Raw genomic sequence first — 21,062 nt, 5'->3', positions numbered from 1 at the left:
GTATGCACCCATGCCGACCGATCTGACCAGCCTTGATGGCCCGGCCATCTGCAAACGCCTGCCGCATCACGGTGATGTCTGCCAGATCGAGCGAATCGTGAGCGCTGATGAAACCCGACTCATCGCCGAGACCCGGGCCCATCAGCGGGATGACAATCCCCTGTGCGTGGGCGGTCAGCTAGGAGCCTTTGCTGGCGTGGAGATGGCCGGGCAGGCGATGGCCCTGCACCTGGCGCTGCAGTCCAACGACAACGCACCAGCCGGAGAAGGCATGATCACGCGCGCCAAAAGCCTGAACCCGCGCGTGGAACGGCTCGATGAGCTAGTCGGTCCATTACAAATCACCGTGACCTGCGAGGCGCACGCCGGAGAGATGGCGCGCTACGGGTTCACCCTGGCGCATGAAGGCGCGGTGATACTCGAGGGAGGCCTGTCCGTCTGGCTGACGAACGGCATTTGATGGGCCGGCCGGTCAGAGACGGTCGGGTTCGAAATCGGTCAGGTCATACCCGGCCGCGCTGATCGTATCGAGCCACCGATCAAGGCACTCGGCGGTCAGTTCGCGAATGTCGTGGAAGATCAGCACCACCGGTCGGCCTGATTGGGCGGCCAGTCGCCGCTCGCGATCGAGACGAGTCAAAAGCGTACGGCCGACATCGTCGCAGTCGGCACGCGGGTCGGCATCGCCGGTGGTCAAACCGCCAAGGTCGGCAAATCCGGTCTGCGCAGTCGCCGCACGCCAAGCGGAGGTCCGTATCAGGTAAGGCGCGCGTGCCAGGCGTGCCACCTGCCCCCGCCAGGCGGGCACCACGGCATCCGCCACCCGCTCCCATTCCCGCAGTTGCGCGATCACACGACGCCGGTTTCGATACCAGGGCCAGCGTGGCCAGAAGTGGGTCGCGCCGTGATTGCCCAGCCAGTGCCCCTCCTCGACGATCCGGCGTGCCAGATCGGGGTGGCGATCGAGGCTCCCCTTCTCGGTCCAGATCTCGTAGGGTGCGAACAGCAGCCGGCGGGCCCACCAGCCCGGCGGATTGCGCGCAAGCGTGAAGAACGCCGCGCGTAACGGGACGTCAGCCCCATCACCACGCCGGGCCAGCACGTCGAGGACCCGCTCGGTCGTTCCGGGCCGCGGGCCGTCATCGAAACTGAGCATGACGGGATAGCCGCCGACCCCACCCTTGATTGGCTTCATGGCCGCATCATGGCGTGAATCGCCCCGGACTCACGTCATGCCACCATCAACGGCGATCACCTGCCCGGTGACATAGGCCGCGCCCTCGCCGGCCAGAAAACCGACCACCTCGGCGACCTCTTCCGGTCGACCGGCCCGGCGCATGGGGATGTGATCCTTGATGCCAGCGGCCGCGGCCGAGCCCTCGCTCATAGGCGACTCGATCAGGCCTGGCGCGACGGCGTTGACCAGCACCCCTCGCGAGGCCACCTCCCGGGATAATGCACGGGTCGCACCGATCAGCCCTGCCTTGGCCGCCGAATAATTACTTTGGCCGCGATTGCCGATCAGGCCACTGACGGAGGCGATATTGATCACCCGTCCCCAGCGCGTGCGGATCATGGGCAGCAGCACCGGCTGGGTCACGTGGTGAAAGCCGTTGAGCGAGACATCCACCACCGCGCGCCAGCGTGCCGCGGACATCCCCGCCAGCGGGCCGTCATCGTGCATGCCGGCGTTATTAACCAGCACTTGCACCGGGCGCTCGGCGAGGATCGGGGCCAGGACCGCCTCGACGGCCTCCGGGTCGGTCACATCGAAAATGACCACCTCGGCCTCAGCCCCCGCGGCACGCAACTCCACGGCCAGCTCCCCGACGCGTTCGGCGTTGCGGTTGGCGTGCAACAGCAAATCGAAGCCATCGGCGGCGAGCCGTCGGGCGATGGCCGCCCCGATCGCCCCACTGGCACCGGTGACCAGGGCCAGTTTTCTTGGCACCGATTCCTTGTTAGTCATGGGCTTGCTTTCATCACTTGGGTTGATAGCTCAGGTTGAAACCACTGGTCTCGTCGAGTGCCAACGCGAACTTGCGTGGCTCGCCCCGGACCATGGCCTCCAGCAATGGCAGGAGCCGACCGGCGGGGACTTCCCGGCGCAGCCTTTCCCAGGCCGGATCGGCCATACCGGGATCACTTGGATCGGTTATGGCGGCCAGTCCGAGATGCAATTGGTCGGCATCGCCTTCCCGTGCCGGCTGGATGACCAGGGCGATGGCAAGGGGCTCCGAGATCGGCTCGGCCTGATGCATCGGCTCGGGGAACGGTAGGTCGTAAACGACCAGCAACACCGGTCGGTTCCCGAGGGTGGCCTGCATCCCCGCCTCGAGGAGCCCGACCGCGGCCGTCTCGTTGTGAGCGGCGATGGCGGTCGCGGGTTCCTGCGCGCCCACCGAAATCGACCAGTAGCCCGAGGCCGCGTTGTGCACGGAATTGTGAAAGCGAATCGGCGAGATCATGCGCTCTGTCTCGGCCAGCGAGGCGCAACTGTGGGTGAGTACCTCGGTATCACCGGTGGACGAGGCAAATACCATCGGCAACGTGGCCGGATCGAGGCCGGCGGCCTCGACGGCGTCCCAGCAGGCCGTCATCGCCAGGCGCGTGCTCTTGCCGGCACGGCGCCGCTCGGTGCGGGGCAGTCGATCGGCCTTCAGCGCCCGCCCTAGCTCGTCGAGCGGCATGTGACCCGGCTCGCGGCCGTTTCGCAAGGCGTCTGCCGCCTCGTCCCAGTCCGCGAGCGCGGCGCCGACAAAGCCGATGCCGCTGATCGAGAGCTTCATGCGTTGTCCTCCGACCGACCGAACAACAGGCTGCAATTGTTCCCGCCGAACCCGAACGAGTTGGTCATCACCCGGGCCGGGGGCTGGTCACGGTTCTCCACAAGGTAGTCGGCCGTGAAGGCCGGATCGACGTGCTCGGTGTTGAGCGTACCGGGCATGAAACCGTGTTCGATGGCAAGCGCCCCGGTTACCAGTCCTGTGATGCCCGCCGCGCCGAGCGTGTGACCCGTCCATCCCTTGGTCGACGAGCACGCCTGTCCCGGGCCGAACACCGACTCCAGCGCACGGTCCTCGGCGGCATCGTTTACCCGGCTGGCCGTGCCATGCAGATTGACGTAATCCACCGATTCCGGAGAAAGCGAGGCGGCATCCAGGGCGCGCCGCATCGCCAGTTCCGCCCCCAGTCCCTCGGGGTGCGGCGAGGACATGTGATGGGCATCGACGCTCTCGCCGACCCCGAACAGGCAAAGCGCTGCCTCGCCGCGGTCGGCCTCGACCAAGGCGAACCCGGCCGCCTCGCCGATGGAGATGCCATCCCGGGCCACATCCCCCGGCCGACACGGCCCGCTTGAGGTCAACTCGAGCGAGGCGAACCCGTACAAGGTGGTCAGACAGAGACTGTCGACGCCACCAACCACGACCGCATCGCACATCCCGGTGGCAATCAGGCGTTGCGCGCTGGCAAACACCTTGCCGCTGGACGAGCAGGCCGTGGACACGGCATAGATCGGCCCCTTGAGGCCCAGGCGCTCACGCACGTACCGGGGGGCGGAAGACAATTCGTGTGTGGTCGCGTAGTGCAGCGGACTGGGCAGCGCCCCGGTTTCCGGGTCGCGCTCGCGAAAGGCCAGTTCGGTATGCAGTATCCCCGAGGTGCTGGTGCCGAGAACCACGCCGATCCGCTCGGCACCGTGGCGCTGGACTGCCGCTGCAACCGCTTCGACGAACCCGTCCTGGTATAGACCCAGTTCGGCGAGCCGATTGTTGCGGCAGTCATAGTCGGACAGGTCACGCGGGAGGGAGACCGATTCGAGATCCGCCACCCGGCCGATCCAGGTGGGCAGATCGACATCGAGGAAGTCGCAGGGCGCCAGCGCACCACGCCGATCACGCAGCGCATCCAGCAAGGCACCCTGACCCGGCCCGGCCGCGGTGGTGGCGGTCAGGGCCGTGATGCCGAGTCGGGGGAAGGTTGGGGACAACGCCGCACGGACTGACGACGCGCTCATGGATCCACCTCTGGCGATCGGTCAATGGAGGACAGGCTCTGGGCTTGCTCGGCCCGCGCCCCGACCGGGTGTCGCACCGAGAGCCTGTTCGCTGAGAGCCAGGCGAAGGCGGTGGCCAACATCGCGCCGCCCAGCACATCCCAGAACACATGCTGCCCAATGGCCAGGGTCGAATAAACGATGCCCAGCGCCCAGAGCGCCGAGAGTCCGCGCCAGAAGGCAGGCATGCCGATCGCCCGGATCAGGCGATCCATCCAGAAGGCACTGAACAGGGCGGTGGCGACATGCAGGGAGGGAAACGCATTGCCGCTGCTGTCGACGGCGGCCAAAAAGGCAAAGGCCGGCTCGCCCGCCCACAGCCCCGGATCACGCTCGATGCTGGTAGGAAACGCGAGAAACACCGCCAGGCCTGCCAGACACAACCCGCCGATCGCCACCCCGTAACGCACCAGCGTCACCCGGTCCGGCATCAGGGCCGGGACGAGGGAGACGTACAACCACAGCGAGGCATACAGGTAGAAGAAAATCGGCTGGAACAACACCTGACGGTCGACCCAGGTTTCAGGCATGACCCGGGGGTCGTCCAACGGCGAGTTGAGCAGGTGAAAGTAGGCGATGAAGAACAGGGTCATCAGCACGGTGGTGCCCAGCCCCTTCAGGAGCCAGCAGCAAGCGAGCCGCCGAAGCACCTCCCGCCACCATGCGTCCCCACCCGTCACTGCGCCGTCACCTCCTCTGTCGTCCGATACCACCCTGATTTCGCTCCCGGCGTGTGCGCTAATGGGAAACTCTGCACGATTCGATGGCGTCTCTGGCTCGCGGGTTTGTTCGCCATCAAGGCGCCGGGCCGAAGGCGGGCTCGTTGCCCGTCGAGGGACGGCAACGCCGAGTGCGGGCAAACCGGCGAGCCCCGTCCGGGCGGGCCTCCAAGGGCCCATCTGCGCCGTTGCAGCCCTTGTAAAGGGCGACGGCCCTTCACGGCGGACTGCGCCTTGCATCTGGGCCCTTGGAAGTCCCGCAGAGACGTCATCGAAGGGTGCAGGGTTTCCCTGAGTGCGCGCGACTATCGCACGCCCTTACCCGCGCATTCAAGCGACCGCCATTTTCTGAGTCTCCTTTGAGACGTCGAACAAGGACGTGCCGGGCCGGGCAACGGCAGGGGAATCGTTGGCCAGCCCATCGAAGTTGACGCGACCTGCCCGGACTCCGATCATATCGCCCCGCCGCCAAGGCCGTCCGGAGTTGACCGGCCGACGTGAGCCCCGAACCACCGAACACCGCCACGAAGGCCGACCGCATGCACGCCCAGGACACGACCTCCTCCGCCAACCACTCGCCTACTGATGCCGAACACGCCCAGCGCCCCCCCGCGGGCGGCTATTGCGACGTGTTCGTCGTCGGCGGTGGTCCGGGCGGCTCGACCCTGTCGACCCTACTGGCGCGCAAGGGGCATGACGTGGTGATGGTCGAAAAGGAACACCACCCGCGGTTTCATATCGGCGAATCACTGCTGCCGGCGAACCTCGAGCTATTCGAGACCCTGGGCGTGGCAGACGAGATCGCCGAGATCGGCATCGACAAGTGGGGGGCCGAGTTCGTCTCGCCGGAGCACGATCACACCCAGCATTACAATTTCGGCGAGGCCTGGGACAAGTCCATGCCCAAGGCCTACGAGGTCGAGCGTGCCGAGTTCGACCGCATCCTGTTTCGCAATGCCGAGCGCAACGAGGTGCGTACCTTCGAGGGCACCAAGGTAATCGACATCGACTTTCACGACGCCGCGCGCAGCGACGATCAGGGGCGCGAGTACCACGCGACGATCACCACCCAGGATGACACCGGCACACAGCAGACATGGCACACGGCCTTCGTTGCCGATGCCACCGGGCGCGACACCTTCCTCGCCAACCGCCATGACTGGAAGCGCCGCAGCCGCAAGCACAACAGCGCGGCCGTGTTCGGCCATTTCCGCAACGCCGTACGCAACCCGGGCAAGACCGAGGGCAACATCACTCTGTTCTGGTTCGACCACGGCTGGTTCTGGTTCATCCCGCTCAAAAACGGCGTCACCAGCGTGGGCATGGTCACCTGGCCTTACCACATGAAATCGCGCCAGGGCCGCTCGCTCGAGCAGTTTCTGCTCGACAACATCGACACGGTCCCGGAACTCAAGCGCCGACTGTCGCAGGCATCCCTGGTGCGCGACGTGCAGGCGACCGGCAATTTTTCCTACTCGGCCGACCGCAGCCACGGCAAGCGCTTCATCCTGGTGGGCGATGCCTTCATGTTCATCGACCCGGTCTTTTCCAGCGGCGTGTTTCTCGCCATGCAGAGCGGCGCGTTCGGCAGCGAGGCGATTGATACGGTATTGCGCGAGCCGGCGCAGGCCGAACAGGCCTTGACCCGCTACGACCGGCAGGTGCGCCGGGGCCCGAAAGAGTTCTCCTGGTTCATCTATCGCATCACCAAGCCGGTCATGCGCGATCTGTTCATGGCACCGCGCAACTTCTTCCGCGTCAAGGAAGCCCTGATCTCGCTGCTCGCGGCCGACATCCATCGCGGCACCCCCATCTGGCCATCGATCCGGATACTGAAGGGGATCTACTACCTCACCTCGCTCGCACGACTCCGCCGGGCGGTCGGTGACTGGCGCGCCCATCGCCGCAAGGTCCGCCCACTGACCAGCGAAACCGACCTGCGGTGATGATGGCCGACCAACCGACATGCACCATGCCACCCGAGTCCCCTGAACGACAATTGGGGGCGCTTGGCACGCCCGGCAGCCATCCGGAGGAGTTAAGGGGGTGCCTCGGCACCTTGCCGCTGGCCGTGCTTGACGGCAATGTCGATGACCTGCTGGAAGGATTCCTTGCCCCGGGGCCTGTGACCACCCGGCACCACGCCGGCGAATGCCTGGCCCGCGCCGAGGGTTGGCTGTTCGGCAGCATCCCGCTCGATGAAACCGACGGGCTCATCCACGCGACCGAGACCGCGTACCGACAACTGTTCGCCCGTCTGCATGGCGAGAACACGCCCCACCTTTGGCGGGTCTGGCACTACGTACCCGCCATCAACGCCATCGACACAGCCACCGGACTCGAGCGTTACCGCCTGTTCAACCTGGGGCGGGCAAACGCCTTCGAATGGGCCAATCAGGGGCCAGCCCAGTCCGCGCCGGCCGCCTGTGCGTTGGGTAGTCCCCGCGACACCACTGGCCGGGTGATCTACCTAGCCGCCGACACGCCGGCCGAGCGGATCGAGAACCCGCGCCAGGTCAGTGCCTGGGATTACCCCGAACGCTACGGCCCGAAAAGCCCGCTGTTCGCGCGGGCAGCGCTGGCTCGGGGCAAACGGCATGACTGGCTGTTTATCTCGGGTACCGCCTCGATCGTCGGCCACGAGACCCGTCACCAGGGTGACGTCGTCACCCAGACTCGGGAGACGATTGCCAACCTCGAGGCCGTGCTACAGGAGGCCAACGGCAAACGACGACCGAGTGAGTCCCAATTCGCCTGGGATAATGGCAGCCTGCTGCGGGTCTACCTGCGCCATCCCGAGCACCTGCCCCTTGTCCGTGACCAGATCGACCATTGGCTCGATAGTCGCGCGAGACGGGTTTATTTGCAGGCTGATATCTGCCGCACAGACCTGCTGGTGGAAATCGAGGCGACCTTGCGCCAGACCCGGTCCGGGGCCGAGGCAGCCCGGGATGCATGGCCGGAATTGTGAACACGCGTCTGATCAAGATCTTGCGCGCAGTGCACCGACCAATCGCCGGGCTACTGGGACACGGCGGGCTGGCCCTGCTACTCATCGGTTGGTTGCCGATTGCACTGGTCATCGTCGTCTTGCCGCGGCCTACCCGCAGAGCGGCGGCGCGCCGGCTGATCCACCACGCCATGCAGGCCTACCGAGTGTGGCTCACGCTGATTGGTGTCCTGCGCATCGACAGCCGCACGCTCGACACACTCCGGGATGCCCCCGCGGGGGTGATCGTGGCCAACCACCCCTCGCTGCTCGATGCCCTGATCGTCCTCTCGCATGCACCCAATGTCGTCTGCGTGATGCGCGCCGGCCTGTTACGCAATCCCATGTTCGCCCTGCCCGCTCGACTTGCCGGCTACCTGCCCAACGACCACCCAGTCGAGATGATGCTCGGCGCGCGCGAAGCCATCCGAAACGGCTGCCACGTATTGCTGTTCCCGGAGGGTTCGCGTACCCCTTCCGGCACCGAAAAGGCGACCGGCCCGTTCCACCCGGCGCCGTTCATGCTCGCCAGTCGGGCGGGAGCCCCGCTGCACGCCTTCGTGTTTCGATACGATCGGCCCTTGCTCACCAAGGAGCTACCGGTGTGGCAATTACCGCCACTTCCCGTCCACCTGCACGTTGATGCCCTGACAAACGTGCCAGACGCAACGGGCGATCATGGCCCCCACCAGGCGGCCCGCGACTGGCGGCAGTGCTTCGAGCGACAACTCGGTACGCCATGAACTCCTCCGTCACCCCCTCTATGCGACCACTGATCCTGATCCCCTGCTACGACCCGGGCCCACGGATCGAAACCACGGTGCGTGATGCCCTGGCTCACGTCGAAGGACTTCCGGTCTGGGTGGTCGATGATGGCAGTGGGCGAGCAACCCGCGAGCGACTGGCTCGATTGGCCACGGAATACGAGCGGGTGCAGGTGCTCCACCATGAAACAAACCAGGGCAAGGGCGCCGCGATTCTTACCGGCATCCGGGCGGCACAACAAGCGGGCTTCACCCACGCCCTGACCCTGGACGCCGACGGTCAGCACCCGTCCGAGCGCATTCCCGCCTTCATCGCCGCCGCTGAGGAACAGGCCGATGCCCTGATCCTGGGCCGGCCGGTGTTCTCGGCCGATGCCCCGGCGCTACGGGTCCACGGACGCAAGGTCTCGAATTTCTGGGCCAATCTGGAAACGGTCTGGGCGGGGATCGGGGATTCGCTGTTCGGCATGCGCGTGTACCCGATCGATGACCTGATCGCGGAGATGGAAGGCACGCGCTGGATGCGACGCTTTGATTTCGATCCCGAGGCCGCCGTGCGCCTGGTCTGGCGTGGGGTCACCCCGGTCAACGTCGATGCCCCGGTGCAATACTTCGATGCCGAGCACAACGGCGTGTCGCACTTTCGCTACGGACGGGACAACCGTTTGCTGATCTGGATGCACCTGCGGCTGCTCGCCGGCTGGTTGCCGCGGCTACCGACACTCCTCCTACGTCGCCTACGAATGAAACGACGTTAAACGGAGTATAGACAGACACCTGCGAGGTTTATCTCGACAACAAATTAGGTATTATGGCCCACGTCCCCGGTGGGTTCACGCAAGGCCATCAACTCGGCCATCGCACCCGACTCGTGGTCCGATCGCCGTTCGAGCCCGGCAATCACGCCGCCGCGGTCGGCAGCCGTCTTGTTCTGCCCCAGCTTCTCGATACCCTCGATCCGATCGGGCAGCAACTCGATGCCCACGATCGCCGCCTTCATCCCGGCGATCTGCTTATCCGGCAGGTGATCCCAGTCGAACGGATCGCCCCCGATCCGCTCCTGGTGCGTGTCGATCAGGTCATGCAGGTGACGGTCGAGCCAGCCCGTATCTCCTTCACCGGCGAGTCGGACCGTGCCGCGCACATGAACCGCCTGGTAGTTCCAGGTCGGCACGCTGGTGTCGTGGGCATCCACGTACCAGCGGGGAGAGACATAGGCATCCGGGCCGGTGAAGATCAGTATCGCCTGAGTCTCCCGGCCATCGGCCAGTGCCTGGGCCACCGGGTTCGCCCGGGCCAGGTGCGACTCAAACCGCCATTGCTCGGGCCGACAGGTCTCGCCAAAACGAAGAAAGGGCAAATGCACGCATCGCATCTGCCCTTCATTGGCCAGCACCAGCGCGGCGAACGGGTGGCTTGCCACCACGTCGGCCAGTACCGCCGGGTCGTCCTGGCGGAAGGCCGGCGGGATGTAGGTCCCGGCCGTCACCGGCTTACTTCACGCCGATCTGCGAGAGATCGCGCACCGCGCCCAGCGAGGCCGAGGTGGTCAACGCCGCGTAGGCCTTGAGCGCCTGGCTGACGTAGCGCTCGCGGTTGACCGGCTTGTACGCGTCATCACCCCGTTCGATCATCTTCTCGCGACGGTGGGCCATGTCGGCATCGCTGATGTCGAGATGAATCGTGCGCTCGGGGATGTCGATCACGATGGTGTCGCCCTCCTCGACCAGCGCGATCTCGCCCCCGGAGGCCGCCTCCGGCGAGGCATGACCGATCGACAGCCCCGACGTGCCGCCGGAGAAACGCCCGTCGGTCAGCAGCGCACAATCCTTGCCCAGCCCCTTGGACTTCAAGTAACTGGTCGGGTAGAGCATTTCCTGCATCCCCGGCCCGCCCTTGGGGCCTTCGTACTGGATTACCACCACGTCGCCCGCCACGATCCGGTCACCCAGGATCGCCTCGACGGCGGCATCTTGCGACTCGAAGACACGCGCGCGGCCAGTGAACTTGAGGATGGATTCGTCCACGCCGGCCGTCTTGACGATGCAGCCATCGCGGGCGATGTTGCCAAAGAGCACGGCCAGACCGCCGTCCTTCGAATAGGCGTGTTCGTAGTCGCGAATACAGCCCTTGGCCCGGTCGATGTCCAGGCTCGGCCAGCGCGTGTCCTGCGAGAACGCCGTCTGGGTGGGGATACCGGCCGGGCCGGCCAAGTAACGGCTCTTGGCCTCCTCGCACACCGTCTCGCGCGCGATATCCCAGCGGTCAAGGCCTTCCTTCACGGTCTTGCTATGCACGGTCGGGATGTCGTTGTGCAGCAAACCGGCACGATCGAGCTCGCCCAGGATCGCCATCACGCCACCGGCCCGGTGCACGTCCTCCATGTGGTACTGCGCCGTGCTCGGCGCGACCTTGCACAGATGCGGGATCTTGCGGCTCATGTGGTCGATGTCCGTCATGTCGAACTCGACCTCACCCTCGCGGGCCGCGGCCAGCAGGTGCAGCACCGTGTTGGTCGAACCGCCCATCGCGATGTCGAGCGCCATGGCGTTCTCGAAGGCCTCTCGTGTGGCGATCGAGCGCGGCAGCACGTCAGCCGCGTCGTTCTCGTAGTACTCCTTGGCCAGCCGCACGATCTGGCGGCCGGCCTCGAGGAACAGCTCGCGGCGATCGGCGTGCGTGGCCAGCAACGAGCCATTGCCCGGCAGCGACAGGCCCAGCGCCTCGGTGAGGCAGTTCATCGAGTTGGCCGTAAACATGCCCGAGCACGACCCACAGGTCGGACAGGCCGACCGCTCGATCTGAGCGAGCGTCTCGTCGGAAACCGAGTCGTCGGCCGCCTTGACCATCGCATCGACCAGGTCGAGCTTGATCACCTCATCGGAATCCGGTGACAGGCGGGTCTTGCCCGCCTCCATAGGTCCGCCGGAGACGAACACCACCGGGATGTTCAGCCGCATGGCGGCGTTGAGCATACCCGGGGTGATCTTGTCGCAGTTGGAGATGCACACCAGCGCGTCGGCGCAGTGGGCATTAACCATGTACTCGACCGAGTCGGCGATGATGTCGCGGCTGGGCAGCGAATAGAGCATGCCGCCGTGACCCATCGCGATGCCGTCATCCACGGCGATGGTGTTGAATTCCTTGGCGATCCCGCCTGCCTTCTCCACCTCGCGTGCCACGAGCTGACCCATGTCCTTGAGATGGACATGCCCCGGCACGAACTGGGTAAATGAGTTGGCGATCGCAATGATCGGCTTGCCGAAATCGTCGTCCTTCACGCCCGTCGCGCGCCACAGGGCGCGGGCACCGGCCATGTTGCGGCCGTGGGTGGTGGTCTTGGAACGATAAGCGGGCATGGATCGGGTCTCCGAAAAACGGTGGGTCGTCTGTTAGGGGAAACTCTGCACGAATACCATGCCACTCTGGCCTGTCGAGCCGTTCGTGATCAAGGCGCGTGGTCGCCGGCGTGCCGGTGGCTACGTCAAGACGACGCAACGCGGAGCACGGGCGGCTCAACAGGCCCCGCAGGGCGCGCCTTGAGCCGGGCATCTGCTGCGTTGTCGTCCTTGGAAAGGGAATCACCCTTCCGCGGCGGACGAACGCCTTGCATCTGCCCGGCTCAAGGCGCGCAGAGCGGTATGGCATTCGTGCAGAGTTTCCCCTATTCGATGATGTCGACCAGCGCGCCTTCCCGGACGCGGTCGAACAGGGTAATCACGTCGGCATTGGTCATGCGCACGCAGCCATGCGAGGCGGGACGGCCGATCCGCCCTTCCTCCGGGGTACCGTGGATATAGATGTAGCGCTGCTTGGAATCGACGTCTCCGCCCTGGTTGACGCCGGGCTCCAAGCCTTGAAGCCAGAGGATGCGAGAGGTGACGTCGTCGCGGGCGGCGCGCTCGTCCGGCCCCTGGAGTATCTCGGCCAGTTCACCGGTCGGCTGACGGCCACGGAAGATCATGCCGCGCTGCGCGTCGGCGCCGATCTTTTCGTCGACTCGATGCAGTCCCAGCGGGGTCTGCAGGCTGCCTTCCCGGTTGCCGGTGCCCCGTTCGGCGGTCGACACCGGGAAACTGCCGACCAGTTCTCCGGACTCGAACAGGTAGAGGCGCTGGCTGGACACATCCACGACCAGGGCCTGCTCCACCGGTTCGGCCGCAGCGGCGAGCCGTTCGGCCATGGCCGCGGCCGAGCGCAGCACGCGATCGGGTACTGTCGTCTCTTGAGCGCTCATCGACGAACCCTCAGCGGTTGAGGCAAGCGCGGCAACCGGGCCGATTCCCATCATGCCGATCAGGGCAAACCAGAAGGCCGCAAGCCACCGACGCGGCAGACGGTTACTGGTCATTGTAAAGACCGACGGAAACGATATCGCGAGATCGGCGTGATGCCCCGGCTGCCCCGTTGGCCCTGTCACGCTCGCTGTCGGCACGATTGCTCGCCAGGTTGTCGAGGTAATCGCCGTCAATGTCGTTGGTGACGTAATCGCCGGTGAAGCAGGAGCAATCGAACTGATCCAGTGTCGGGTTGCCCAGACGCACGGCTTCCTTGAGGTCCTCGAGGTCCTGGTAGATCAGATCATCGGCTCCGATCGCGTCGCGAATCGCCTCGACGTCGCGGTTGTGGGCGACAAATTCGTTCGCCGCCGGCATGTCGATGCCGTAGACGTTCGGGTAGCGCACCGCCGGCGCCGCCGACGCCATGAAGACCTTCTTGGCACCGGCCTCGCGAGCCATGCGGATGATCTCGCTGGAGGTGGTGCCGCGCACGATCGAATCGTCGACCAACAGCACGTTCTTGCCACGGAACTCCAGGTCGATCGCGTTGAGCTTCTGGCGAACCGAGCGTTTGCGCTTGGCCTGCCCCGGCATGATGAACGTCCGCGCGATGTAACGGTTCTTGACGAAGCCCTCGCGGTACTTGAGGTTGAGATTGACCGCGATCTCGAGCGCCGCCGTTCGACTGGTATCAGGGATCGGTATCACCACGTCGATATCGTGATGGGCCCAATCGCGCTGAATCTTCTCGGCCAGCATCTCGCCCATGCGCATGCGCGCCCGGTACACCGACACGTCGTCGATGATCGAATCGGGGCGTGCCAGATAGACGTACTCGAAGATGCAACTGGCGTAGTGCGGGTCATCGGCGCACTGGCGCAAGGTCACCTCGCCCTCGCGAGAGATGTAGATGGCCTCGCCGGGGGCCAGGTCACGCACCAGCTCGAATTCACCGGCCTCGATGGCCACCGACTCGGAGGCGATCATGTACTCGGTGCCGTTTTCCGTCTCGCGCTTGCCGTAACAGACCGGGCGGATACCGCGCGGGTCACGGAAGGCGAACACGCCCTCGCCCACGATCAGGCCGATCACGGCGTAGGCGCCCCGGGCGCGGCGATGCACGTTGGTGATCGCGGCGAACACGTCATCGGCGGACGGCCGTGTCTTGGCAACCGCCCCCAACTCGTGGGCGAAGACGTTGAGTAGCACTTCGGAATCGGAGTTCGTGTTGAGGTGGCGCCGATCCTCGGCAACCACCGCCGCGCGCAGCTCGTCGACGTTGGTGAGGTTGCCGTTGTGCCCCATCGCGATGCCGAAGGGCGCGTTGACATAGAACGGCTGGGCCTCGGCAGAGGAATCACAGCCGGCCGTCGGGTAACGGACGTGACCGATCCCCATGTTGCCCATCAGCTGGCGCATGTGACGAGTGTGGAAGACGTCCTTGACCAGACCGTTTTCCTTGCGGAGAAAAAGCCGTTCCTCGTCACAGGTGAGGATGCCCGCCGCATCCTGACCACGGTGCTGCAGGACGGTCAACCCGTCATACAACGCCTGATTGACCGGCGATTTCGCCACCATCCCAATAATGCCGCACATGCGTCAAACCACCTCGGTATGTAACCGTGCAAAAAGTCGAAAAGCCTCGGCTCGGGCCGTCCTGCCCGAGGCCGAAACGGCGACGCCGGAGCGGTCGGTCGACCGTTCCGGCGCAGTTCGGGAAATCCCCGAAGGCGACACGCATCCCGCACGCCACCGTGTTGTTGAAGAAGTCGCTGTCACCACTGCACGTTGCGGGCAACGTCCGCCGGCATGACTGCCAGCAGCCACTCGGCCACCACCTGGAAGTGCGGTATCAGCGTCGAGGCCTGCCACCATGCTTCCTGTGGCAAGGCGGTGAACCCGCCCAACAGCAGCAGCCCGGCGACGATCAGCACGCCGCGCAACAGGCCGAAGACCATGCCCACCGACCGATCCGTACCCGAAAGGCCGGTGGTTTCCACCAGTTTCGAGATCGCCCAGTTGATGATCCCACCCAGGATCAGAACCACGACGAACAGGGCCACGAAGGCGATCGCCACGCGCGCCGAGGGAATGTCCACCGCCTCGGGCACCAGCACGGCCGCGGTTTGCGAGAATGCCAGGGCAATACCGAAGGCGGCCAGCCAGGTGACCAGCGAGATCACCTCCTTGACGAAACCTCGCACCAGCGCGATCGCCGTGGAGATCAGGACAATTGCCAGCAATATCCAGTCGACCATCGTCATGGCTGCCTCCTTGCCTTACTCCTCACGCCGCTCCCGGGGCGAGTCACTTGGTCATCACCAGACCGTCCCGGCCGATGCGCTGGCGCAACCGTTCGGTTGCCTCGCTTGCCAGATCACGAGTGGCATACGGGCCGACACGCACCCGCCAGACAGTGCCCTGCTCGGAGAACAGCGGCGTGACCGACACATCGAACCCCGAGGATTCGACCGACTTGGCCAAGGCGCGCGCATTCCGCTCGTCGGAAAAACTGCCCAACTGGACCACGAATTCCCCGCTGGCCGAGCTTTCCGGGAGATTCTCGCCGGACGACGCCGAGTCGGTCTCCGTCTCGGTCTCTTCCGGCTGCTCCGATGGCTCGTCGTCTTCGGCAGCCTTACCGTCCGCTGGTCCCGACTCAGACGGTGAGTCCTCACGATCCTCACTGGAGGTCTGGTCACTGGAGGCGTCGGAGTCGGCGGATGTTGCTTGATCCGCGCCCTCCCGGTTCTCCCCGGCCGCGGAAGCGACCTCCACCTCGGCCTCGTTCAGGGAAGACGCCGCCGGCTCGGCCGGCGACGCGGTCGTGTCGGCTCCTTCGCGAGCCTCGATTGGCGTCTGATCCGGAAACAGCGACGTCGGCGGGTTTTCTAGCGGCTCGCCCGTATCCGCCGGTGGTTGGGGCACCTCGATCCCGTCCGTGCCTTCGACCTTGGGTTTTTCGGGCGCCGACTGCACCCTCAGGCTGTCGATGCCACTGCCATCGAGCCACAGGGGCAACAGCAAGACGGCCAGCGCCACCACCACCGAGGCCCCCACCAGTCGTTGGCGGAAGCGCGATTCGGTCCAGCTTGATTCGGTTTGCTCAGCCACGGCGTCCTCTTTGCAACGGGGGCGGCACGACTACTTGGCGTCAATGCCCCACATTCTCTCGCGTATCCAGTCGTGCCCGCAATGGACCGACTACGTGGAACGAACCAAACACCAGGATTTCGTCCCCCTCCCGGGCCTCGGCAAGCGCGACATTATACGCACCGGCCAGATCGGCTTCACGGTGCACGGTTCTCACGCCGGCTTGATCGAGGGCCGCCTCGATCCGACCGACATCCGCCGCCCGTGGTTCCTTGAGCGGGGCAACCCACCAGGCATCGAAACAGGCGGCCAATGTCTCCACTATCGCTTCGATCGGCTTGTCATCCAGTGCCGAAAACACCGCCAGTCGACGACCGACCGGTTTCTCGACCAGCGCGGCGGCGAGCGTCCGCGCCGCCTCGACATTATGGGCCACGTCGAAGATCACCGTTCGCCCGTGGTCGACAAATCGCTCCAAGCGACCCGGCAATCGCACCGTCGCCAACCCCTCGCGGACGGCCTCATCCGGGATGGCAAGCGGGCTGCGCGGGTGTTGCAGCAACACAACGACGCCCGCGGCGTTATTCCACTGGTGACGCCCCATGAGCGCGGGCCGTGGCAGGCAGACGGTCCGCCCGTCTCGCTCCAGCCCGAACACAGGTACCGTCCCGGTCGCCGACAACGGGCAGGTCGACGAGACGGAAAAATCCTCACCCAGACACAGCAGATCGGCGCCAATCCTTGCAGCCGCCACCCGGATCGCCTCTACGGGTTCCGGATCGACATACACCGCCGGCTGATTGGGGCGCAGGATGCCCGCCTTCTCGAGGGCGATCGCCTCGCGCCCCTCGCCCAACCAGTCCTGATGATCGAGCCCGATCGCGGTGATCAGGGCAAGATCGGCATCCAGGGCATTGACCGCATCCAGGCGACCGCCCAGTCCGACCTCAAGAACCCAGACGTCGACGCCCGCCTCGGCAAACACCAGAAACGCCGCCACGGTGAGCCACTCGAAGTAGGTCAACGCGGCGCTGTCAGGGTGCGCCTCGATGCGTTCGAAGGCGCGAACCAAAGCGGCGGACTCGACCATCTCACCGTCGATCAAAAAGCGTTCACGTACATCCACCAGGTGCGGCGAGGTGTAACTGCCCACCCGGTATCCCGCGGCACGGCAGATGGCCGATGCCATCATTACGCTCGAGCCCTTACCGTTGGTGCCGGCCACGGTAATCACGCAGGCCGGAGACCGGTTACCCAGCAGGTCGTGCGTTATCCGTCGGCAACGCTCGACCCCCGGCTCGATCCGGTTCGGGTCGCGCTGCAACAGGACCTCGAGCCAGTCATCGACCGTGCGGGTCACGTCCTCGGGCCCCGAGACTTGCCCAACGGGATGGCTGGTATGAAACGAGTCGCCGTCACGAAGCCGCGCGGTTCGTCTCGCGAGGCAGGTCCTTCTTCTGCAGGTTGGCGACCAGCAGGGCCACGGTTTGCGGCAGCTCGTCGCGGGGCACGATCATGTCGATCGCGCCGTGCTCGAGCAGGAATTCACTGCGTTGGAAGCCCTCGGGCAGGGTTTCGCGTACGGTCTGCTCGATCACGCGCGGGCCGGCGAACCCGATCAGGGCATTCGGTTCGGCGATCTGCACGTCGCCCAGCATGGCCAGCGAGGCGGAGACACCGCCCATGGTCGGGTCGGTCAGCACCACGATGAACGGCAGCTGCTTTTTCGACAGGCGGGTCAGTGCCGCCGAGGTCTTGGCCATCTGCATCAGCGAGAACAGCGCTTCCTGCATGCGTGCGCCACCCGAGGCGGTGAACACCACCAGCGCACAGCGGTTCTGGATGGCCGCCTCGACGGCCCGGACGAATTTCTCGCCGACCACCGAGCCCATCGAACCGCCCATGAACGCAAAGTTGAAGGCTGCGGCGATCACCGGCACGCCATCGGTGCTGCCGCGCATCACCACCAACGCATCGTTCTCGCCGGTCTTCTTCTGGCTCGCGCTGATGCGATCGCGGTACTTCTTCTGGTCACGGAATTTCAACATGTCCACCGGAGAGATATCGGTGAACAATTCCTCGCGCCCGGTCGGATCGAGAAAGGCATCCAGCCTTGCGCGCACGGCGATGCGCATGTGATGGCCGCACTTGGGGCAGACCTCGAGGTTGCGACGCAGCTCCTCGCGGTAGAGCACGGCATCGCAGCCGTCGCACTTGACCCACAATCCCTCCGGCACACCGCGCTTGCCGGTGCTCTCCGTTCGGATGCGTGATGGAATCAGTTTGTCCAGCCAGCTCATGCTCGAACTCTCCCAGGATGATGTCGTTCTCGGACCGCACCACCGCAGTCCTCGCGGTGGATCGGCCTCGCGTATGTGTCGTTATTGCCGTGCGCTTTCCACGGCCGAGCGCAACTCGGCGAGAAAGGCACGCACCGTCTCCAACCCCTGGGCATTCATGCCGCCGGCCGCCGAGGCCTGTTCGTGGATCAATCGGACGATGGCGCTCCCGACGATCACCGCATCCGCCACGCGGCCGACCTGTCCAGCGGTCTCGGCATCGCGGATACCGAACCCGACACCCACCGGCAACGCGCAGGCCTCGCGAACGCCTTTGACCTGTGCAGCGAGCGCATCGGTGTCCAGGTTGGCCGCCCCGGTGACGCCCTTGAGCGAGACGTAATAGACGAAGCCCGAGCCCTTGCTCGCCACTTCGCGGGTGCGCGCCGCGCTCGTGGTCGGCGCGAGCAGGAAGATCGGTGCCATGCCCCTCTCGCCCATCGCCGCGGACATCTCGTCGGCCTCTTCCGGCGGCAGATCGACCGTCAGCACACCGTCCACGCCGGCTGACGCCGCCTTGTCGACGAAGGCGGCCACACCCATCGCCTCGATCGGATTCTGGTAGCCCATCAGCACCACCGGCGTCTCGGCATCACGTTGCCGGAACTCGGCCACCAGATCGATCACGCCGCGCAGACCCAGTCCTGACTTCAGGGCGCGTTCGTGCGCGGCCTGGATGACCGGGCCATCGGCCATGGGATCGGAGAACGGCACGCCGATTTCAATGGCATCCGCCCCGCCCTCGACCATCGCGTGCATCAGCTCGATGGTGGCCTGGGCATCCGGGTCGCCGGCGGTGATGTAGGGGATCAGTGCCGCGCGGTTCTCGCCCTTGAGTCGCTCGAATAGGGAGGCCAGGCGGCTTGCGGGTTGCTTGGTCGTCTCGCTCACAGTTCGATCCCCTCGAGCTTTGCCACGGTATTGATGTCCTTGTCGCCCCGGCCGGACAGGTTGACCAGGATGCGCTGCCCGCCGCGCGCCTCGGCCAGCAGGCGGGCGTGGGCGACGGCGTGGGCCGATTCGATCGCCGGGATGATCCCCTCGCAGCGCATGGTGTCGTGGAAGGCCGCCATGGCCTGGTCATCGGTGATCGCGGCGTAGTGAACGCGGCCGATATCCTTGAGCCAGGAATGCTCCGGCCCCACGCCGGGGTAGTCGAGGCCGGCGGAGATCGAGTGCGTGCCGATGATCTGGCCGTTCTCGTCTTCCATCAGGTAGGTGCGGTTGCCGTGCAGCACGCCCGGGCGGCCGGCGGTCAGCGGGGCGGCGTGGCGGCCGGACTCGAGGCCTTCGCCACCGGCCTCCGAGCCGTGCAACTCCACCGAGTCGTCGGCGAGGAACGCGTGGAAGATGCCCATCGCGTTCGAGCCACCGCCCACACAGGCAACTACCTGGTCGGGCAGTTCACCGGTCTTCTCGAGCATCTGGGCACGGGCCTCTCGGCCGATCACCGACTGAAAGTCGCGCACCATCAGCGGGTACGGATGCGGACCGGCGACGGTACCGATGATGTAGAAGGTGTCATCGACGTTGGTTACCCAGTCGCGCATCGCCTCGTTGAGGGCATCCTTGAGCGTGCGCGTCCCGGAATCCACCGGCACGACCTTCGCGCCCAGCAGGCGCATGCGGAAGACGTTCGGGGCCTGGCGCTGGATGTCGTCGGCGCCCATGTAGACCACGCACTCGATGCCCAACCGCGCGGCCACGGTGGCCGTGGCCACGCCGTGCTGCCCGGCACCGGTCTCGGCGATGATGCGGGTCTTGCCCATCCGCTTGGCCAGCAGGGCCTGACCCAGCGCATTGTTGATCTTGTGCGCGCCGGTGTGGTTGAGGTCCTCGCGCTTGAGCCAGATCTCCGCGCCGTAAAGCTCGGACAGGCGCTTGGCGTGGTAGAGGGCAGTCGGCCGACCGACGTAGTCACGCAGGTCCGATTCGAACTCCTCGATGAAGCCCGGGTCGTTGCGATATTTCTCGTAGGCGGCGGTCAGCTCCTCGATCGGCCCCATGAGGGTTTCGGCGACGTAACGGCCCCCGTAATCCCCGAAACGACCGCGTTGGTCCGGGAAGCTCGCGTAATCGACTGGCGCGCCGGTCGCCTTAACGTTGGTTTCGGGCATGGCCCACCCCTCGCATGAATGCATGAATTTTGTCGGCCGACTTGATGCCCGGCGCCTCCTCGACCCCACTGGAGACATCGACGGCGTAAGGCGACAGCGTGCTGATCGCGTCGGTCACGTTATCCGGAGACAGCCCGCCCGCCAGGATCCAGGGTCGGCGGTCCCGGCCGCTGTCCCGCGGCCAGCGGCTCCAGTCGAAGGTATGGCCGGTGCCACCCAGGCCGCTGACAGCGTGACTGTCGATCAGAAAGCCGCGTGCCGTGTGATGCTCCTGCATGATCCGCCGGCGCGCCTCGTCGTCCAGGTCGGCACTGACCGCCTTGATGTAGGGGCGACCGAATTGCCGGCAGAAACGCCCGGTCTCGCTGCCATGAAACTGCAGCAGATCCGGGCCGACCTGGTCGATTACCGTCTCGACCCAGTCCACGCTCGGATCGGCAAATAGGGCCACCGTCTGCACGAAGGCCGGCACTCGGGCAACCAGGTCACGCGCCGTCTCGACGCGAATCGAGCGCCGACTGGCCGGCACGAACACGAAGCCCAGCGCATCGGCTCCGGCGGCGACCGCTGCTTCGACATCGGCCAGACGCGTAATTCCGCAGATCTTTACCCGTGTGCGGCTGCTGTCCACCGGTTTGTCGGCCCTCGTGAGAAAGATGACTTAAGAAAGATAATTGGGGCCGCGGATTCTAGCAGGATTCCCG

General features: G+C 65.6%; 22 protein-coding genes. 6 read left to right on the top strand and 16 right to left on the bottom strand.

Translation table 11 applies throughout. From position 1 onward, the window contains the following. Positions 1-10 precede the first annotated feature (10 nt). Positions 11-460, top strand: coding sequence for a hypothetical protein (locus VWP12_RS07640; protein WP_410473644.1), 450 nt, complete (start codon positions 11-13; stop codon positions 458-460). Between the two features lie 12 nt (positions 461-472). On the opposite strand, the gene VWP12_RS07635 is transcribed toward VWP12_RS07640, so the two are convergent. The 5 genes from VWP12_RS07635 to VWP12_RS07615 are packed head-to-tail and all read right to left on the bottom strand — an operon-like array spanning position 473 to position 4,737. Next, on the bottom strand, positions 473-1,195 hold the full coding sequence (locus VWP12_RS07635; RefSeq protein ID WP_410473643.1) for a polysaccharide deacetylase family protein: 723 nt from the start codon (positions 1,193-1,195) through the stop codon (positions 473-475). Positions 1,196-1,225: 30 nt separating this feature from the next. Further along, positions 1,226-1,969 (bottom strand): 3-oxoacyl-ACP reductase FabG, encoded by a 744-nt coding sequence (fabG, locus tag VWP12_RS07630; protein ID WP_410473642.1) that lies wholly within the window; start codon positions 1,967-1,969, stop codon positions 1,226-1,228. A gap of 13 nt (positions 1,970-1,982) precedes the next feature. Next, positions 1,983-2,789 (bottom strand): beta-ketoacyl synthase chain length factor, encoded by an 807-nt coding sequence (locus VWP12_RS07625; protein WP_410473641.1) that lies wholly within the window; start codon positions 2,787-2,789, stop codon positions 1,983-1,985. Beyond that, positions 2,786-4,018, bottom strand: coding sequence for a beta-ketoacyl-[acyl-carrier-protein] synthase family protein (locus VWP12_RS07620; protein WP_410473640.1), 1,233 nt, complete (start codon positions 4,016-4,018; stop codon positions 2,786-2,788). Before VWP12_RS07620 ends, VWP12_RS07625 begins: the two co-directional genes overlap by 4 nt. Then, positions 4,015-4,737 carry a phosphatase PAP2 family protein gene (locus VWP12_RS07615; protein ID WP_158611751.1) on the bottom strand — a complete coding sequence of 241 codons (723 nt, stop codon included), beginning with the start codon at positions 4,735-4,737 and terminating at the stop codon, positions 4,015-4,017. The genes VWP12_RS07620 and VWP12_RS07615 overlap by 4 nt, the downstream gene beginning before the upstream one ends. A 536-nt stretch (positions 4,738-5,273) precedes the next feature. Between VWP12_RS07615 and VWP12_RS07610 the strand changes: the two genes are divergently transcribed. The 4 genes from VWP12_RS07610 to VWP12_RS07595 are packed head-to-tail and all read left to right on the top strand — an operon-like array spanning position 5,274 to position 9,287. Continuing rightward, positions 5,274-6,722 (top strand): NAD(P)/FAD-dependent oxidoreductase, encoded by a 1,449-nt coding sequence (locus VWP12_RS07610; RefSeq protein WP_410473639.1) that lies wholly within the window; start codon positions 5,274-5,276, stop codon positions 6,720-6,722. 26 nt (positions 6,723-6,748) lie between these two features. After that, a complete protein-coding gene (locus VWP12_RS07605) occupies positions 6,749-7,747 on the top strand; it encodes a hypothetical protein (protein ID WP_410473638.1) in 999 nt (332 codons plus the stop codon). After that, positions 7,732-8,508 carry a lysophospholipid acyltransferase family protein gene (locus VWP12_RS07600; protein ID WP_410473637.1) on the top strand — a complete coding sequence of 259 codons (777 nt, stop codon included), beginning with the start codon at positions 7,732-7,734 and terminating at the stop codon, positions 8,506-8,508. Before VWP12_RS07605 ends, VWP12_RS07600 begins: the two co-directional genes overlap by 16 nt. Positions 8,509-8,528: 20 nt before the next feature. Next, a complete protein-coding gene (locus tag VWP12_RS07595) occupies positions 8,529-9,287 on the top strand; it encodes a glycosyltransferase family 2 protein (protein ID WP_410473636.1) in 759 nt (252 codons plus the stop codon). A 44-nt stretch (positions 9,288-9,331) separates the two neighbouring features. Here the strand turns inward: VWP12_RS07595 and VWP12_RS07590 are convergent, their stop codons facing one another. Together VWP12_RS07590 and ilvD are read right to left on the bottom strand one after the other, a co-directional pair. After that, a complete protein-coding gene (locus VWP12_RS07590) occupies positions 9,332-10,018 on the bottom strand; it encodes an FMN-binding negative transcriptional regulator (protein WP_410473635.1) in 687 nt (228 codons plus the stop codon). Positions 10,019-10,022: 4 nt separating this feature from the next. Further along, complete coding sequence (ilvD, locus tag VWP12_RS07585) at positions 10,023-11,846, bottom strand: dihydroxy-acid dehydratase (protein ID WP_410474957.1); 1,824 nt, start codon at positions 11,844-11,846, stop codon at positions 10,023-10,025. 100 nt (positions 11,847-11,946) lie between these two features. Here ilvD and VWP12_RS07580 point away from each other — a divergent pair, with 100 nt between their 5' ends. Then, the gene (locus tag VWP12_RS07580) at positions 11,947-12,072 is read left to right on the top strand and encodes a hypothetical protein (RefSeq protein ID WP_410473634.1); all 126 of its coding nucleotides are present in this window, start codon (positions 11,947-11,949) and stop codon (positions 12,070-12,072) included. Positions 12,073-12,193: 121 nt separating this feature from the next. On the opposite strand, the gene VWP12_RS07575 is transcribed toward VWP12_RS07580, so the two are convergent. The 9 genes from VWP12_RS07575 to VWP12_RS07535 form a co-directional block, all read right to left on the bottom strand. Continuing rightward, on the bottom strand, positions 12,194-12,712 hold the full coding sequence (locus tag VWP12_RS07575; protein ID WP_410474956.1) for a L,D-transpeptidase family protein: 519 nt from the start codon (positions 12,710-12,712) through the stop codon (positions 12,194-12,196). Between the two features lie 157 nt (positions 12,713-12,869). Next, a complete protein-coding gene (purF, locus tag VWP12_RS07570) occupies positions 12,870-14,405 on the bottom strand; it encodes an amidophosphoribosyltransferase (RefSeq protein ID WP_410473633.1) in 1,536 nt (511 codons plus the stop codon). A 179-nt stretch (positions 14,406-14,584) separates the two neighbouring features. Then, positions 14,585-15,073, bottom strand: a complete 489-nt coding sequence (locus VWP12_RS07565) for a CvpA family protein (RefSeq protein ID WP_410473632.1) — start codon at positions 15,071-15,073, stop codon at positions 14,585-14,587. A gap of 43 nt (positions 15,074-15,116) precedes the next feature. Then, positions 15,117-15,923, bottom strand: coding sequence for an SPOR domain-containing protein (locus VWP12_RS07560; protein WP_410473631.1), 807 nt, complete (start codon positions 15,921-15,923; stop codon positions 15,117-15,119). 40 nt (positions 15,924-15,963) lie between these two features. Beyond that, complete coding sequence (locus tag VWP12_RS07555; protein ID WP_410473630.1) at positions 15,964-17,262, bottom strand: bifunctional folylpolyglutamate synthase/dihydrofolate synthase; 1,299 nt, start codon at positions 17,260-17,262, stop codon at positions 15,964-15,966. A gap of 55 nt (positions 17,263-17,317) precedes the next feature. Further along, entirely contained in the window at positions 17,318-18,202 is an 885-nt protein-coding gene (accD, locus tag VWP12_RS07550; RefSeq protein ID WP_410473629.1) for an acetyl-CoA carboxylase, carboxyltransferase subunit beta, read from the bottom strand. Positions 18,203-18,283: 81 nt separating this feature from the next. After that, entirely contained in the window at positions 18,284-19,132 is an 849-nt protein-coding gene (gene trpA, locus VWP12_RS07545) for a tryptophan synthase subunit alpha (protein WP_410473628.1), read from the bottom strand. Beyond that, a complete protein-coding gene (trpB, locus tag VWP12_RS07540) occupies positions 19,129-20,358 on the bottom strand; it encodes a tryptophan synthase subunit beta (protein WP_410473627.1) in 1,230 nt (409 codons plus the stop codon). Before trpB ends, trpA begins: the two co-directional genes overlap by 4 nt. Continuing rightward, positions 20,339-20,989, bottom strand: coding sequence for a phosphoribosylanthranilate isomerase (locus VWP12_RS07535; RefSeq protein ID WP_410473626.1), 651 nt, complete (start codon positions 20,987-20,989; stop codon positions 20,339-20,341). Before VWP12_RS07535 ends, trpB begins: the two co-directional genes overlap by 20 nt. Between the last annotated feature and the right edge of the window lie 73 nt (positions 20,990-21,062).

It is taken from the genome of Guyparkeria sp. TX1, assembly GCF_046523965.1.
In the GTDB taxonomy this organism is placed as follows: domain Bacteria; phylum Pseudomonadota; class Gammaproteobacteria; order Halothiobacillales; family Halothiobacillaceae; genus Guyparkeria.
The sequence above is the reverse complement of the archived record's forward strand: the minus strand, read 5'-3'. Positions and strand labels throughout refer to the sequence as shown.

What these genes read in the sequence shown, in the direction of transcription:
- VWP12_RS07635 (WP_410473643.1), bottom strand. Translation starts at nt 1,195, where the DNA reads ATGAAGCCAATCAAGGGTGGGGTCGGCGGCTATCCCGTCATGCTCAGT.
- VWP12_RS07620 (WP_410473640.1), bottom strand. Translation starts at nt 4,018, where the DNA reads ATGAGCGCGTCGTCAGTCCGTGCGGCGTTGTCCCCAACCTTCCCCCGA.
- accD (WP_410473629.1), bottom strand. Translation starts at nt 18,202, where the DNA reads ATGAGCTGGCTGGACAAACTGATTCCATCACGCATCCGAACGGAGAGC.
- ilvD (WP_410474957.1), bottom strand. Translation starts at nt 11,846, where the DNA reads ATGGCCGGTGCCCGCGCCCTGTGGCGCGCGACGGGCGTGAAGGACGAC.
- VWP12_RS07575 (WP_410474956.1), bottom strand. Translation starts at nt 12,712, where the DNA reads ATGGCCGAACGGCTCGCCGCTGCGGCCGAACCGGTGGAGCAGGCCCTG.
- VWP12_RS07600 (WP_410473637.1), top strand. Translation starts at nt 7,732, where the DNA reads ATGGCCGGAATTGTGAACACGCGTCTGATCAAGATCTTGCGCGCAGTG.
- VWP12_RS07640 (WP_410473644.1), top strand. Translation starts at nt 11, where the DNA reads ATGCCGACCGATCTGACCAGCCTTGATGGCCCGGCCATCTGCAAACGC.
- VWP12_RS07595 (WP_410473636.1), top strand. Translation starts at nt 8,529, where the DNA reads ATGCGACCACTGATCCTGATCCCCTGCTACGACCCGGGCCCACGGATC.
- VWP12_RS07565 (WP_410473632.1), bottom strand. Translation starts at nt 15,073, where the DNA reads ATGACGATGGTCGACTGGATATTGCTGGCAATTGTCCTGATCTCCACG.
- VWP12_RS07580 (WP_410473634.1), top strand. Translation starts at nt 11,947, where the DNA reads ATGCCACTCTGGCCTGTCGAGCCGTTCGTGATCAAGGCGCGTGGTCGC.
- fabG (WP_410473642.1), bottom strand. Translation starts at nt 1,969, where the DNA reads ATGACTAACAAGGAATCGGTGCCAAGAAAACTGGCCCTGGTCACCGGT.
- VWP12_RS07625 (WP_410473641.1), bottom strand. Translation starts at nt 2,789, where the DNA reads ATGAAGCTCTCGATCAGCGGCATCGGCTTTGTCGGCGCCGCGCTCGCG.
- VWP12_RS07605 (WP_410473638.1), top strand. Translation starts at nt 6,749, where the DNA reads ATGCCACCCGAGTCCCCTGAACGACAATTGGGGGCGCTTGGCACGCCC.
- trpB (WP_410473627.1), bottom strand. Translation starts at nt 20,358, where the DNA reads ATGCCCGAAACCAACGTTAAGGCGACCGGCGCGCCAGTCGATTACGCG.
- purF (WP_410473633.1), bottom strand. Translation starts at nt 14,405, where the DNA reads ATGTGCGGCATTATTGGGATGGTGGCGAAATCGCCGGTCAATCAGGCG.